Annotated in this window: 8 protein-coding genes; all 8 read left to right on the top strand. The window is 70.5% G+C overall.

Annotated features, from left to right (window positions below; all coding sequences use genetic code 11):
* The first annotated feature begins 7 nt into the window (after positions 1-7).
* The 8 genes from ACQ0O7_RS22755 (at position 8) to ACQ0O7_RS22720 (ending at position 15,929) form a co-directional block, all read left to right on the top strand.
* Complete coding sequence (locus tag ACQ0O7_RS22755) at positions 8-5,443, top strand: Ig-like domain-containing protein (RefSeq protein WP_430784182.1); 5,436 nt, start codon at positions 8-10, stop codon at positions 5,441-5,443.
* 13 nt (positions 5,444-5,456) lie between these two features.
* Positions 5,457-8,450, top strand: a complete 2,994-nt coding sequence (locus tag ACQ0O7_RS22750) for a family 43 glycosylhydrolase (RefSeq protein WP_430784181.1) — start codon at positions 5,457-5,459, stop codon at positions 8,448-8,450.
* A gap of 11 nt (positions 8,451-8,461) precedes the next feature.
* Positions 8,462-9,076 carry a hypothetical protein gene (locus ACQ0O7_RS22745; RefSeq protein WP_430784180.1) on the top strand — a complete coding sequence of 205 codons (615 nt, stop codon included), beginning with the start codon at positions 8,462-8,464 and terminating at the stop codon, positions 9,074-9,076.
* A gap of 16 nt (positions 9,077-9,092) precedes the next feature.
* On the top strand, positions 9,093-10,046 hold the full coding sequence (locus tag ACQ0O7_RS22740; protein WP_430784178.1) for a hypothetical protein: 954 nt from the start codon (positions 9,093-9,095) through the stop codon (positions 10,044-10,046).
* 149 nt (positions 10,047-10,195) lie between these two features.
* Complete coding sequence (locus tag ACQ0O7_RS22735; protein ID WP_430784177.1) at positions 10,196-10,774, top strand: helix-turn-helix domain-containing protein; 579 nt, start codon at positions 10,196-10,198, stop codon at positions 10,772-10,774.
* Positions 10,775-10,845: 71 nt separating this feature from the next.
* Complete coding sequence (locus tag ACQ0O7_RS22730) at positions 10,846-12,168, top strand: acetamidase/formamidase family protein (RefSeq protein ID WP_430784176.1); 1,323 nt, start codon at positions 10,846-10,848, stop codon at positions 12,166-12,168.
* Between the two features lie 25 nt (positions 12,169-12,193).
* Positions 12,194-13,792, top strand: coding sequence for a xylulokinase (locus ACQ0O7_RS22725; protein WP_430784175.1), 1,599 nt, complete (start codon positions 12,194-12,196; stop codon positions 13,790-13,792).
* Between the two features lie 151 nt (positions 13,793-13,943).
* Positions 13,944-15,929, top strand: coding sequence for an IPT/TIG domain-containing protein (locus ACQ0O7_RS22720; protein ID WP_430784174.1), 1,986 nt, complete (start codon positions 13,944-13,946; stop codon positions 15,927-15,929).
* Positions 15,930-15,977: the final 48 nt, after the last annotated feature.

Below are 15,977 nucleotides of genomic sequence, written 5' to 3'. Positions count from 1 at the left end.
GAGGTCCATGCCGATACCCCGCTCCCTCTACGGGGCTACCGCCGCTCTGCTCCTACTCACCGTCCTGTCCCCGGTGGCCGCGCAGGCCGCCCCGAACGCGAACACGCCCTTCCCCGTCTTCAAGGGTGACGCGAACCCGGTGCCCGACGACCGCACCGGATACACCCCCGGCAATCAACTGCAGGCGATCTTCGACGCCGACGTGGCCGCCGGCGCCGGCAGTGCTCCCGGTGACGACTTCTGGATCGACCGGATGCTGGCCCGCACCGGCAACCAGCCGGGCGGCTCCAACGGCGACGCCAACCAGTACCTGTTCAGCCGGGGCCGGGCCCTGTTCATGAAGACCCACCAGCCGGGCACGCTCGGGTTCGGTGGCGAGGTCGCCTACATCGAGTCGATCGAGGGCGGGCAGGGCGCCTACACCATCACCGCCTCGGTGGGTGGCGCCGACATCACCCTCACCGAGGACGCGGCGCAACGCCGGCAGACGCCGAGCTACTGGCGCGGCGTCTTCACCAACACCGCGGCCGGGCTGCGGGTGGTCCAGACCAAGTACATCACCGACGCCAACGTGGCGGTCACGAACCTGGAGCTGACCAGCACGAACGGGTCGGCCAAGGAGGTCGTGCTCACTGCCACGTCACCGTTCGCGCGTACCGCGATCGGGTCTGATCCGGAATTGACCGGGGCCGTGCGGGCCTTCAACAAGCTCACCGACCTGTTCCCGCGCTTCTCCGGCGACGGGTTCGCGGCGGCCGACGGCCGGCTGCGGCAGACCGTGAGCGTTCCGGCGAGCGGCACGGCGCGCACCAAGGTCCAGCTCGGGTTCGTGGCCCGGGAGATCCCGGCGTCCGCTGCCGACTACACGAGGATCCGCGGGCAGGCGCCGGCGGCGGCGTTCACCGAGCACGTCACCGCCTACAACAGGTGGTGGGCGCAGAACGTGCCCTACCTGGACACCCCTGAGGACAACATCGACAAGACGTTGTTCTACCGGTGGTGGCTGATGCGCTACAACTTCCTCGACGCCGACCTGCCCGGCAACGACTACCAGTTCCCCACCTCGATGGAGGGGGTACTGGGGTACAACAACGCGATCGTGCTGACGACCGGCATGTTCGTCGACGACTTGAAGTACTTCCGGGACCCGATCTACTCGTACGGTCCGTGGATCGCGGCCGGGGAGACGTCCAAGAGCTACAAGTTCGTGGACAATCCCGGTGACCCGGCGAACTGGTCGAACAGCTACACCCAGTACATCTCCGAGGCGGCCTGGCGCTCGTACCAGCTGCACGGTGGTCCTACCGGGGTGGCCCGCAACCTCGCCGAGTACGCCGAGTACGACGTCAAGGGCCTGCTGGACGCCTACGACTTCGACGGCAACGGGCTGATCGAGTACAGCTGGGGTGCGATGACCGGCAACGACGCCGACGCGGTGTCGTTCGACTGGCGCAAGAACCAGAACATGGACCGCACCGAGAACGCCTACCTCTACTCCAACGCGAAGGCTGCCGCGGCCGCCTACCGGACCGCCGGTGACCCCACGAAGGCCGCCGAGATGGAGGCGTTCGCCGAGCGGGTCAAGGCCGCCGTGCTGGAGTACCTGTGGGAACCGGCCCGGGACACCCCGGACCAGATGGGGCTGCGCGGCAACCTGCTCAAACACCGGCACGTCGCGTCCGGTGACCTGGTGCCGTGGAAGGAGATCAACAACTACTACCCGTTCTCGGTCGGGCTGATGCCGAACACCGCCGAGCACCGGGAGGCGCTGCGGCTGTTCGCCGACGACGCGCAGTACCCGATCTTCCCGTTCACCACCGCGAACCAGGCCGACAAGGCGGCCGCGGCGGCCCAGGGCGACGCGGGCAGCAACAACTTCTCGATCATCAACTCGACGGTGACGTTCCGGATGCTCGCCTCGGTGCTGCGGAACTACCCGACCGATTACATCGACGCCGAGTGGTACAAGAAGCTGCTGTACTGGAACGCCTGGGCGCACTACCAGAACAACGGCGACAACCGGTACCCGGACCAGAACGAGTTCTGGGCCGACGGGTCGGCGGCGAACCAGAGCATCGGCTACCGGTCGTGGATCCACCACACCATCCTGGGCGCCACCAACTTCACCGTCATCGAGGACGCGATGGGCCTGCGCCCGCGCGACGACGCGAAGATCGAACTGGACCCGATCAACGTCGACTGGGACCACTTCACCGCGAACAACATCAAATATCGGGACAAGGACCTGACGGTGGTCTGGGACGCCCCCGGTGGGGAGCGGCACTACGGTGACGTGCCCGAGGGGTATTCGGTCTACCTGGACGGCGAGCGTGCGTTCACCGTGTCGTCGCTGGCCAAGGTGGTGTACGACCCGGCGACCGGCCAGGTCGAGGCCCCTGGAACGAACGTTCTGTTCAGCGCCGCCGCAGCGGTGAAGGCCCCGCAGCAGGTCACCTTCGCCGCCGACGCCCGGATCACCGACGTGCTGGCCAAGGCAGGCGTCGACAGCCCGGTCAACGTCGCCGAGGGCCGTCCGGTCACCGCCACCCACTCCGCCTCCGGACGTGCTCCGGCGGGTGCGGTCAACGGCACCACGATCAACGAGCCCTTCTGGGGTACGGCCGGGTCGCCGAACACCGCCGACTCGATCGTGGTCGATCTGGAGGGCTCCCGGCGGATCGACGACGTCCGGGTGCACTTCTACAAGACGTCGACGAGCGCCACCGTGCAGGGCTACGCACCGCCCGCGCAGTTCCTGGTCGAGTACGACGACGGTGACGGCTGGACGGCCGTCCCGGGGCAGAGCCGGTTCCCGGCGTACCCGCGAGGGAACCTGAACCAGGTCCGGTTCCCGGCCGTCACCGCGCAGAAGCTGCGGATCACCACGCAGCACGCGGGCGGGGCCAAGACCGGGATCAAGGAGATCCAGGCGTACGACAGTGGGGTCGCCGCCCCGGAACAGGCCGACGCGCCGCCGCTGGCCGACGCCTGGGTGGACTCCACCTACCGGGAGGCCGGCTCGGTGCGCCTGCTCGGCCTCGCCCAGGACGACGGCCGGTCGGCGACCGCACCCACCGCCCGCTGGTCGGTGGTGGACGCGCCGGCCGGTGGGGCGGTCTCCTTCGACCCGGAGAACTGGGCGAACACCATCGCCCGGTTCACCCTGGCCGGCCGGTACACACTGCGGCTGACCGTCGGCCCGGTGCACAAGGACGTGATCGTCGAGGCGACCGCGCTGACCGAGGGCGAGATCAACGTCGCGTCCACGGCCACCCCGTCGGCCAGCTTCACCACCGGCTGGAACAGCGTCGCCGCGGTCAACGACGGGAAACCGCCGCTGTTCGCCGGTGGCGTGCAGACCGACCTGTGGGGCACCTGGACCGGCAACGAGCCGTCCACCCGCTGGCTGCAGTACGACTTCCCGTCCGCGGTCCGGGTCGACCGGGCCTCCATCGACTTCTGGACCGACAGCACCACCGGCGGCAGCGGTGTCGCGGTGCCGAAGTCCTGGAAGGTGCAGTGGTGGGACGGCGCGGCCTGGCACGACGTGACCGGCGGCACCGGGTTCGACCCGGCCGTCCGCGGGCGCACCAACCAGGTCACCTTCGACCCGGTCACCACCACCCGGCTGCGGGCCACGTTCAACGCGCTGCCCAACGCGGCCGGCACCGCCTGGTCCGCGGTCGGGGTGTCCGAGTGGCGGGTGTTCGCCGCGCCGGCCTCCTCCATCCAGGGCGTCGACGTCCGGACCCAGGTGGGGGTGGTGCCCAGCCTGCCGGCCACGGTCGAGGTCACCTACGCCGACGGCACCCGGCTGCCGGTCGCGGTGACCTGGGGCGCGATCGACCCGGACCGGGTGGCGTCGATCGGTGACTTCACCGTCTCCGGATTCGTCGCTGGAACCACCGTCACCGCGCGTGCACATGTCTGGGTGCGCGGCACCGATCCCGTGCAGATCAACACGATCGACCCGGTGTCGGTGAGCACCGCGGCCGGGGTCGCGCCCCGGCTGCCCGCCGGCGTGACCGTCGGCTACAACGACGGGTCGCGGCAGAGCGGGGTGCCGGTCAGCTGGGCGGCGATCGACCCGTCGGCCTATGCGGCGGCCGGGACCTTCGAGGTGACCGGGCGGGTCGACGGCACCGACAAGACGGCCACCGCGACCGTGACCGTCGGCTCCGGCGGCTCGCAGGACACCGTGCCGCCGGTCGCGTCCCTCACCGCGGATCCGGCCGACACCTGGACCAGGGCGTCCACCGTCACGGTCACCGCGACGGTCGTCGACAACCGCGACGACGACCCGGAGATCGAGGTCGCCGTCGGGGACGGGGCCTGGCGGGCCTACACCGGGCCGGTCAACGTTGACGACGAGGGATCAACCCGGATCCGCAGCCGGGCCACCGACACGGCCGGCAACGTCTCGGCGGTCACCGAACTGACCGTCAACATCGACCGGACCAGCCCGGCGGCCACCGCGACCCTCGACACGGCGGCCCGCGCCGTCACCATCAGCGGGACCGACGCGCTCTCCGGGATCGCCGCCGTGCAGTACCGGCTCACCGTCGGCGGCGTCGTCACCCAGGACTGGACCACCGCCACCGGGGCGGTGCCGATCGGATCGGCGGCCACCACCGTCGGATACCGGTCGGTGGACCGGGCCGGGAACACCTCGGCGGCCGGCTCCCTGGACGTCGCGGCCGGGCAGGCGCCGGTCAACGTGGCCCGCACCGGCGGGGCGTCGGCGTCGTACACCCCGTCCTGGCTGACCGTCGACAACATCGCCGACGGGGTCGTTCCCACCGGGCCGAACGGGCCCAACACCGACGTGTGGAACACCTGGCCGCAGGTCGGTGAACAGTGGATCCAGCTGGACTGGGCGTCGCCGGTGACCGTCGACCGCAGCCGCATCTGGTTCACCTCCGACCTGGACGACTCCGGTGCCGGGGTGGCCCCGCCGGGCGCGTGGAAACTCCAGTACTGGGACGGCGCCGAATTCCGGGACGTGTCCGGGGCGTCGGCCTACGGCACCTCGGCGACCGAGTGGAACACCGTCACCTTCACCGCCGTCACCACCACCCGGCTGCGTGCCCTGCTCACCAGCAGCGGCACCGAGGAGGGCAAGGGGGCGCCCGGCGTGCAGGAATGGGAGGTGTACGACGTGCCGTCGACTCCTCCGGACGCCGACGTCGAGGTGCAGGCCAAGACCCAGTGCACCGGCGGCAAGGTGTACGTCGCGGTGACGGCTCACAACGTCGGCGACGAACCGAAGAACATCGAGCTGATCACGCCGTACGGCACCCGGACGGTCCTGAACGTCGCCCCCGGGAAGTCGGCCTACCAGGCGTTCAACAGCCGCCTGGCGGTCCTGCCGGCCGGCAGCGCCACCGTGCGCACCGGTGATGTCGAGCTGAGCGCGCCCTACCCGGCGCTGAGCTGCGGATAGTCGAGGAGAACCCGTGAGACCGCTGACAGCGGCGGTCGCGGGGCTGGTCGCGGCGGGGATGCTGATCACAGCACCCGCCGCGCCGGCCCGGGCGGCCGACTCGTACACATTCATCAACACCGTCAACCCGATCCTCGGTGACGGCACCTACTACTCCGCCGACCCGGCGCCGCTGGTGGACGACGGACAGCTGTACATCTATACCGGACATGACCAGGCCGGGCCGGCCGTCAACGACTTCATCATGAACGAATGGGGCGCGTTCCGGACCGGTGACGTCGCGGCCGGCGAATGGACCCACTTCCCGTCGCTGATGCGGCCGGAGAACGTCTTCACCTGGGCCACACCCGGGCGCGCGTACGCCGGGCAGGTCGTGAAAGGACCGGACGGGCGCTACTACTGGTACGTCCCGGTCAGCGAACGCGACTCGACGGCGGCCAACCGGTTCGCCATCGGGGTGGCGGTATCGGACACCCCGACCGGGCCGTGGACCGACCACGTCGGCGGGCCGCTGATCTCACAGCGCACCCCCACCGCCAACACCATCGAGAACATCGACCCGACGATCCTGGTCGACGGCGAGCGGGTGTTCGTCTACTGGGGCACTTTCGGACAGCTGCGGATGCTGGAGTTCCAGGCCGACATGAAGACGCCGGTCGGCACCCAGCAGACGGTGTCCGGGCTGACCGGATTCTTCGAGGCGTCCTGGCTGTTCAAACGAGAGAACACCTACTATCTGGCGTACGCGGGGAACAACGCCGGGCCCACCTCGGCCTGCACCCCGGCGAACTACCACGCCTGCATCGCCTACGCCACCGCCACGTCGCCGACCGGGCCGTGGACGTACCGGGGGACGATCCTGCCGCCGGTCTCGTCCACCACCAGCCACCCGGGGATCGTCGAGTTCGACGGGCAGTGGTACCTCGTCTACCACACCGCCGACGCCGTCGGAGGCGGGCATTTCCGCAGGTCGGTGGCGATCGACAAGCTGGAGTGGGACGGCTCGCTGATCAAGCCGGTCGTTCCGACACCCGCACGCGCCGCCGACCGGACACCGCGCGCCAACATCGCCCAGGCCGCCACGGTGACCGTCTCCAACCAGCCGGTCCCCACCCAGTACTGGGTGAAGGCGCTCAACGACGAGATCGTGCGGGCCAACCCGCTGCCCCCGGACATGTGGGGGACGTGGACCGGCAGCAACCCGCCGCAACAGTGGATCCAGTACACCTGGGATCAGCCCATGCGGATCAACGGGTCGCAGATCGAGTTCTGGAACGACCAGCCGCAGGGCACCGGGGTCGGGGTGGCCGCCCCGGCCCGCTGGAAGATCCAGTACTGGGACGGGCAGTGGAAGGACGTGCCTGGCCCGAGCGGCTATCCGACCGGTACCCAGGGCTTCCAGAACACCACCTTCGACGCGGTCACGACCACGCAGGTGCGGGCGCTGTTCGACGCCTCCACCAACGGAACCACCTATTCGGCGGTGGCCGTCGAGGAGTGGAAGGTGCTCGCGGAACAGCCCTCGTCGGTGGCGTCGCCGCAGTTCATCGTGGAGGTGGGGGAGACCCTGCTGCCCGGCACGGTGCCCGTCGTCTTCGGCGGATCGACACTTCGGATCCCGGTCCACTGGGATGACGTCAGCGCCTCGGACGTGGCCGAGCCGGGAACGTTCACCGTCGGAGGCAGTGTCCTCGGGTATGCGGCGGGGCGTGTCGACGCCACCGTCACCGTGATCTCTCCGGGGGACACCGAGGGGGACACCACCGCGCCGACGTTGACCCTCACGCCCAGCGGCAGTGCGGGTGCCAACGGGTGGTTCCGGTCGGCGGTCACCGTGCGGGCGTCGGCTGTCGACGACCGGGGTGGACGGGTGAGCATCCGGTCGGCTGTCGACGGGGTGGCGTCGACTGCTGAATCGGTGCGGTCCGTTGATGTGCCGGTGTCCGGGGACGGGCGGCATGCGGTCACGGTCACGGCCACCGACCGGGCGGGGAACGTCTCCGACATCTCCGAGATCGCCGTGGACATCGACGCCACCGCGCCCACCTCGGCCGCTACCGTCGCCGACCGGCAGGTCAGCGTCATCGGGGCGGACGCCACCTCGGGGCTGGACCGGATCGAATACACCATCGGCGGCGGGGCCTGGACCGGCTACACCGGGCCGGTCGGGGCGCCCGACGCGGGCAGGCACACCGTGTCGTACCGGTCCGTCGACAAGGCCGGGAACACCTCCACCGTCGGCAGCGCGATCATCCCGGCCGACCTGTCCGCCCCGCTGACCGGCAACGTCGGGCCGATCGGGGTGCCCACCGCGTCGTACACGGCCGGCTGGAACAGCGTCGGCGCGCTCAACGACGACACCGATCCGGCGTCACCCGGGCAGGCGCAGATCTGGGGCACCTGGTCGGGCACCCGGCCGGCCAGTCAGTGGATCCAGTACGACTGGTCCCGGCCGATCCGGCTCACCGGCGCCGAGATCAAGTTCTGGCGGGACAGCAACCAGGGCACCGGCGACGGAGTGGCCGAACCCGGCGCGTGGAAACTCCAGTCCTGGGACGGCACGGCGTGGCAGGACGTCACCGGCGCCTCCGGGTACGGCACCAGCACCACCGCGTTCAACACGGTCACCTTCGACCCGGTGGTCACCTCCCGGCTGCGGGCGGTGATCAGTGCGGACGGCAACGGCACCACCTACTCGGCGGTGGCCGTGACCGAGTGGCGGGTGATCGCCGCCGAGCAGGCTTCCGTGCCCTTGACCGTCTCCGCCCAGTCGCGCTGTGTCGGCGGGAAGGCCTATGTGGCGGTCACGGCGCGCAACGGTGGTGCGGCCGCTGTGGACATCGCGCTGGTTTCGGCGTACGGCAATCGGACGGTTTCGAACGTCGCCCCGGGTGCCGGTGCCTACCAGTCCTTCGCCGCCCGGTCGGCGTCGGTGCCCGCCGGGTCGGCGTCCGCCGCGGTCGGCGCCACCGTCGTCAATGCTGACTACCCCTCCATCAACTGCTGACAGGAGCACAGATGAACAACCGAACACGACTGGGCGTGGCCGTCGCCGGGTCCCTGTTGATCGTCGCGGTCCCGGTGCCGGCCCTCGCCGACCCCGACGACGCCCGGGTCGAGGTCACCGTGGACATCGCCGAGATCGAGGAGCCCGGCATCCTCGCGCTCACCGTCGCCGGCAACGCGGTGACGCTGCGGGAGGACGGCTCCGACCCGCTGATCCGGCAGTTCACCGGCACGCTGCCGACGGTCACCGTCACCGACACCCGGACGCTGGAGGAGATCCCGGCCGGCGCGGCATGGGCGGTGCTCGGCAGTTCCAGCGACTTCACCGGTACGGCCGGGCAGGCCCCGATCGGCGCCGAACACCTCGGCTGGAAACCCCGGCTGATCAACGGTGGCGACACCGGGCTGGTGGCCGAGGGCGAGGAGGTGGTGACGGTTCTGGACGAGCCCACCCAGCCCGGCAACAACGTCGGTCTGGTCGACCAGGAGCTGCTGGTGTCCACCTACGACTCGGCGGAGGTGACCGGCGGCGCGTACACGGTCGACGCGGGCCTGACCCTGCGGGCGCCGGTGGACGTGGCCGCCGGTTCCTACAAGTCCACCCTGACCCTGTCCCTCTTCGAGTAAAAGGAACCGGTTTCCGATGCGCCGTGCCGCCGCCGTACTCGCTGCCCTGCCCCTTCTGTTCCCCGCAGCCCCGGCGGCGGCCGTGCCCGCTCAGGCCGCTCCGGCCGCTGTCACCTGGACCGTGCAGCCGGCCGGCCAGGCCGGGCCGGACGGGCGCCGCTGGATCGAGCGCACCCTCGACCCCGGTCAGCGGGTCACCGAACATCTCGCGGTCCGCAACCTCGGCGACGCCACGGCGGTGTTCACGCTGAAAGCCGCCGACGGCTACCTGACCGCCAAGGGCCGATTCAACATGTTGCCGTCGGATCGACCGTCGACCGACGGCGGCACCTGGATCGACGTCCCGTCCGAGGTGCACGTCGAACCCGGCAGGACGTCGGTGGTCCCGTTCACCATCACCGTCCCCCCGGACGCGATCCCCGGCGACCACCCGGCCGGCATCGCCGCGTCGATCGCCGGCAAGCAGGGCACCGTCCAGGTGGAGAGCCGGGTCGGTTTCCGGGTGCTGCTGCGGGCCTCCGGCACCCTGCGACCATCTCTGACCACCGACGAGATCCGATTGTCGTACGCCCGGAGCTGGCACCCGTGGCGCCCCGGCACCCTGAACATCGCCTACCGGGTCACCAACGACGGCAACGCCCGCCTGGACGTGACCTCCCGCGTCCACGGCACCACCACACCCCTGGGGGAACTGCTCCCCGGCGGCACCCGCGAGGTCCAGACCCGAGCCGGCGGCGTGTGGGCCCTGGGCCGGATGACGACAACCGTGACCCTCATACCGACGGTGGTGGGCGAGACGACACCCAGGGACCCGTTCACCGTGACCACGACCACCTGGGTCATACCGTGGCCGCAGTTGGTCGTGGTATTGGCAGTGGCGCTGTTGATCCTGGCCTGGCGTCTCCGTCGTCGACGGCTCGCCGCGCTGCTGGAACGCGCCCGTGAGGAGGGCCGCCGCTCCACCGCCTGATCCGGCCCCGGCGACCCGGCCGGCTTCTTCGGCCCACCCACCGGCTGGAGAGCGTCAGTGGTCGAGGCCGAACCGCGTGCCGATCTGCGGCTCGATTCGAGCCGCAAATCGGCACACGAACGGGGGACCCGGTCTCTAGCATGTCGGGAGTGGACGATGAGCTGACTCCGGCCCAGTCGGACGCGCTGCTGGGCCGGGAGACCGCGGATCACGCGATCCTGACCGCGCTGCTGCACGACCGGATCGGGCGGTGGCCGTGGTGGGACCGGGCCTGGCGGATCGTCGGGATTCACGAGGTCCGGCCCCGGCAGATCAACGACTGGCTGCACGAGGTGACCGTCGAGGGGACGGCCGGGCGGGACGTGGCGGAGACCCTGCCGGTCTCGGTGTTCCTGCGGGTGGCCGGGCAGCGGATCGACCGGTTCGAGGTGCGCGCCGGGGAGGCGCTGATCGGGCCGCCGATCAGGCATGGGGACCCGCACCCGTTCGGGTCGATCCTCAGTGCGCTGATGGACCGGCGGGGGATCTCGCCGGCCGAGCTGGCGCGGCGGTGCGGGCTGGCCATGACGACGGTGCGCAAACTGCGGGCCGGCCACATGGTGCCGCGGGACCCGCGCCGGGCCGCGGATCTGGCGGCGGCGCTCGGCATGCCCGCCGGGGACCTGATGGCCATCGTGGGCATGCCGGAGCCCGCGGAGGGCGAACCGGGTCCGGCCGACAGGACGTAACGGGTTCGTCATCGTTGTGACACGGCGTCCCCATAGGAACGTTGATCATCGACGTTCTCGAGGAGGATCGCATGAACCGGGTCAGGGATGCGCTGCTGGCGGCGCTCGGACGGCGCACCTTCCTGCAAGCGGTGGCCGCTGTCGGAGTAGGCGGGGCGGCCGCCGGTGCGGTCGGTGCGCCGGCGGCGGCCAGGTCCAAGCCGGCCGGGATCCTCCAGCCCGGTAAAGGGCCGATCCGTGGACGGCACTATCTGCGGTCACGGCCGGATCAGGTCCGGTGGGGGTACGTGCCGTCGACCGGGAGCACGCCGGTACTGCGGATGCGGTCGGGGGAGACGGTCACCGTGGACACCGTCTCGCACGAGGGCATCCTCGAGGACCAGGGGCGCGACCCGATCGCCTGGTTCGGCGCGCGCGGGGTCAAACGTGGTGACGTGCTGACCGACGCCGTCGACATCGCGCGCACCTACGCCCGTACCACCCGCGATTTCGATGTCGATGGTCCGCATGTCGTGACCGGGCCGATCCATGTCGACGGGGCCGAACCCGGAGACGTGCTGAAAGTCGACATGATCGAGGCGTTGCCCCGGGTGCCGTACGGCGTGATCTCCAGTCGGCACGGCAAGGGCGCCCTGCCGCGCCTGGCCGGCGGCGCGGTCCCGGCGGGCATCGCGGAGCCGGAGATCATGCCGCCGGTGGCGACCGACGGGCGGCCCACCGGCGACCCGCGCCGCTACGGCAACGTCTCGGTGTTCACGCCGGTCCGCACCGGCCGCGGCGGCGCCCTGACCGGCGTGCTGCCGCGCGGCCGGAAGCAGGTGACGTTCCCGCTGAACCCGTTCATGGGCATGATGGGCGTCGCCTTCGCGGACGCGCCGGCGTTGACCGACCCGTCGCTCAACTCGATTCCACCCACCCTCGGCGGCGGCAACATCGACATCAACCTGCTGACCACCGGATCGACCTTCTATCTGCCGGTCTTCGCCGAGGGCGCGCTCTTCTACGCCGGCGACCCGCACATGGCCATGGGGAACGGCGAGGTGGCCCTGACCGCGATGGAGGGCTCGCTGCGGGCCACCTACCGGCTCACCGTGATCAAGAAGAAGGGCGCGCCGTCGGTGGCGTTCCGCTACCCGTTCGCCGAGACACCGGACGCCTGGGTGCCGATCGGCCTCTCCGACCCGGACGGCTCGCTCGGCGGCGGGCAGGGCACCGATCTGGACGTGGCGATGCGCCGGGCGGTGGTCAACGCACTCGACTTCCTGGAGCACGATCTGGGCATGAACCGGGCGATCGCGTACGCCTACCTCTCCGCCGCGGCCGACTTCCACGTCTCCCAGGTGGTGGACCGGACGGTGGGGGTGCACGCCGTCATCCCCAAGACACACTTCTGACACCGCCGGGTGTAGAAACATGTTCATGAGCCACACGGATGACTTGCGCGAAGCGATCGACCAGGGGAACACCGCGCTCGGGATCGAGCTGGGGTCGACCCGGATCAAGGCGGTGCTGACCGGCCCGGATCATGCGGCGATCGCGGTCGGCAGTCACGATTGGGAGAACCAGTTCGTCGACCGGACCTGGACGTACTCCCTGGAAGCGGTCTGGGAGGGCCTGCAGGGCTGTGTCGCCGCGCTGGCCGCCGACGTCAAGGCGAAGTTCGGCACCGAGCTGCGCACCACCGGCGCGCTGGGCGTGTCCGCGATGATGCACGGCTACCTGGCCTTCGACGGTGACGGCGAGCTGCTGACCCCGTTCCGGACCTGGCGCAACACCAACACCGGTGACGCGTCCGAGCAGCTCAGCGAGCTGTTCGGGCACAACATCCCGCACCGGTGGTCGATCGCCCACCTCTACCAGGCGGTCCTCGACGGTGAGGAGCACGTCGCCCGGCTCGCGCACCTGACCACCCTCGCCGGGTATGTGCACTGGAAGCTGTCCGGCCGTCAGGTGCTCGGGGTCGGCGACGCGAGTGGCGTGTTCCCGATCGACGTGGCGACCGGTGGCTACGACGCCCGGATGCTGGCCCAGTTCGACGAGCTGGCCGCCGGCCGGGTGCCGGTGAAGCTGGCCGACCTGCTGCCGGCGGTGCTGCCCGCGGGTGAGGCGGCCGGCACGCTGACCGAGGCCGGCGCCCGCCTGCTCGACCCGACCGGCACGCTGCGGCCCGGCGCCGTGCTGGCCCCGCCGGAGGGTGACGCCGGCACCGGCATGGTGGCGACCAACTCGGTGGCCCGCCGCACCGGCAACATCAGCGCCGGCACCAGCATCTTCGCGATGATCGTGCTGGACGGCCCGCTCAGCCGGGTGCACCCGGAGGTGGACCTGGTCACCACCCCCGCCGGTGACCTGGTGGCGATGGTGCACTGCAACAACGGCGCCAGCGAGCTGAACGCGTGGGCCGGCCTGTTCGCCGAGTTCGCCACCGCACTGGGCGCCCAGGCCGACAGTGGCAAGGTGTTCGAGACGCTGTTCCGGTCGGCGCTGGCCGGTGCCCCGGACGGCGGCGGGCTGATGGCGTTCAACAACCTGGCCGGCGAGCCGATCACGAGACTGCACGAGGGGCGGCCGCTGTTCCTGCGCACCCCGGGCAGTGACCTGACCCTGGCGACATTCATGCGCACCCAGCTGTACGCCGCCCTGGCCACCCTGCGGATCGGCATGGACGTGCTGCAGAAGGCCGAGTCGGTCCAGCTGGACCGGATGTTCGCGCACGGTGGCCTGTTCAAGACCGAGGGGGTGGCGCAGAAGCTGCTGGCCGCCGCGATCGACACCCCGGTCACGGTCGGTGACTTCGCGTCCGAGGGTGGCGCCTGGGGTATCGCCGTGCTGGCCGCGTTCGTGTCCGGGCGCCAGCCGGGGCAGAGCCTGGACGACTTCCTGACCACCGCGGTGTTCGCCGGGGCCGAGCTGTCCACCGCCGAGCCGGAGCCGGCCGACGTCGAGGGCTTCAACGCCTTCATGCAGCGGTACGTAGCAGCATTGCCGGTCCAGGAGGCCGCAGTCGCCGCCAGCTGACCCACGAGGGCCGGATCCTGCCTGCTCAGGTGGGATCCGGAGTCCCGTGAGGTTGCAGCGTGGTTGCCATCACACTGATTTCCGCATGGTGCCGCATCACCGCCCGTAATGGTGTCCCGTGAAAGGGCACACCGGCAATTCGGGAGGCATCATGCAGGTTTCGTCACGTCTGTTCACAGCATCGGCCGCCCTCGTCCTGGGCGCCACCACGGTCCCGCTGCTGGCCACACCGGCGCTCGCGGCACCGCCACCGGTCATCACCTCGTTCACCCCGGCCAGCGCGGCCGCCGACGACACGGTCACGCTGACCGCGACCAACATCGATCTGGTCCAGGCCAACAACACGGTCAAGGTGAACGGGGTCAACGCCACGGTCACCGGCAAGACGCTGACCACGTTGACGATCAAGGTGCCGCCCGACACGTCCGGCGGCAAGATCGTGCTGACCACCCCGGGCGGCACCGGGACCAGCGCCACCGACATCTTCATCGCGCCGCCGTTCAGCACGGTGGCCGAGATGTCGTCGACCGCCCGCACCACCGTCGGGACCAAGGCGTCGCTGAGCATCCCGGCCGGTAAGAAGGCCATCCAGCTGTTCGACGCCACCGCCGGCGAACGGTTCGCGGTGCAGACCGCGGGCGCCACCCCCGGCGGCTGCTCGTTCGAGGTCGGCCTGTGGGACGCCCGCCTGGTCAACCTGGGCACCGCCGACTGCCGCCGGGTCAACACCGGCTGGCTGGAGACGACCACCGTCGCCCTGGTCACCGGCACCCAGACGCTGGTGGTCAACAACATGTCGACCTCGGCCGGCCTGGTCGACGTCACCGTCGTCAAGATCCCGGCGGACGCCAACCTGGGCACCCTCCCGCTGGACGGCACCACCAAGGCCGTCGACATCACCAGCCCGGGCCAGAACGGCTACCTGAGTTTCACCACCACCGCGATCAACCAGAAGATCTCGGTGAAGGCCACCGGGGCGTCGGCCACCTACGGCTGCTGCGGGATGCGCTGGGGCATCTACCGGGCGGACGGCACCCGGCTCGGGTCCTCCACCGGCAACGCCTACCTCGACTCGGTGCTGCTGCCCTCGATCGGTACCTACCAGCTGCGGTTCGACCCGCTGGACGCCCGGACCGGCTCGATCAACGTGACCGCGTCACTGATCGGCGCCGACGCCGACCTCGGCACCCTCGCCCTGGACGGAACCACCAAAACCGTCAATTTCAGTACGCCCGGACAGAACGCCTACCTGACGATCGCCGGCACCACCGGTCAGAAGGTGGCCATCCAGACCACCAACGCGTCCACCGCGTTCGGCTGCTGCGGCCTCAAATGGGGTCTGTACACCCCGACCGGGACCCGGATCGGCGGCTCCTCCGGCAACGCGTACCTGGACAAGCTGACCCTGCCGACCACCGGCAACTACCAGCTGCGGTTCGACCCGGCCGACACCAAGACCGGCTCGGTGACAGTCGCCGGATACGTCCTGCAGACCGACGCCGACCTGGGCGCCCTGCCCCTGACCGGCACGCCGACCACGGCCACCGTCAACACCCCCGGCCAGAACGGCTATCTGACGTTCACCGGCACCGCCGGGCAGAAGGTCGCCCTGCAGGCCACCAACACGTCGGCCACCTTCGGCAAGAAGGTCACCTGGGGGATGTACACCGCCTCCGGGACCCGGCTGGGCAGCGCGTCCGGTAACGCGTACCTCAATCCGGTCACCCTGCCGGCGACCGGGACCTACCAGGTCCGCATCGACCCGGCGGACACCCGGACCGGCTCCATCACCCTGACCGGCTGGGTGGTCCCGGCCGACATCGCGCTGGGCACACTGCCCACCGACGGCACCCCGGTCACCGCGACCATCTCCACCCCCGGCCAGAACGGCTACCTGACGTTCAGCGGCACCTCCGGCCAGAAGGTGACGCTCAAGGCCAGCCGTGCCTCCACCGCGTTCGGCTGCTGCGGGGTGACCTGGACGATCAAGCGCCCGGACGGCAGCACCCAGAAACGCTGGAGCGGCAACGTCACCGGCAAATTCACCCTCACCGCGAGCGGAACCCACCAGGTGTACGTGGACCCGGCCGACGTGAAGATCGGCTCGATCACGTTCTCCGCGACGGTCACCAACTGAACCTGACAACTACCTGACGTCCGCTCGTCAGGCTGGCCGTCCGGCACG

The organism is Actinoplanes sp. G11-F43 (assembly GCF_050589265.1).
Lineage (GTDB): Bacteria > Actinomycetota > Actinomycetes > Mycobacteriales > Micromonosporaceae > Actinoplanes.
The sequence above is the reverse complement of the archived record's forward strand: the minus strand, read 5'-3'. Positions and strand labels throughout refer to the sequence as shown.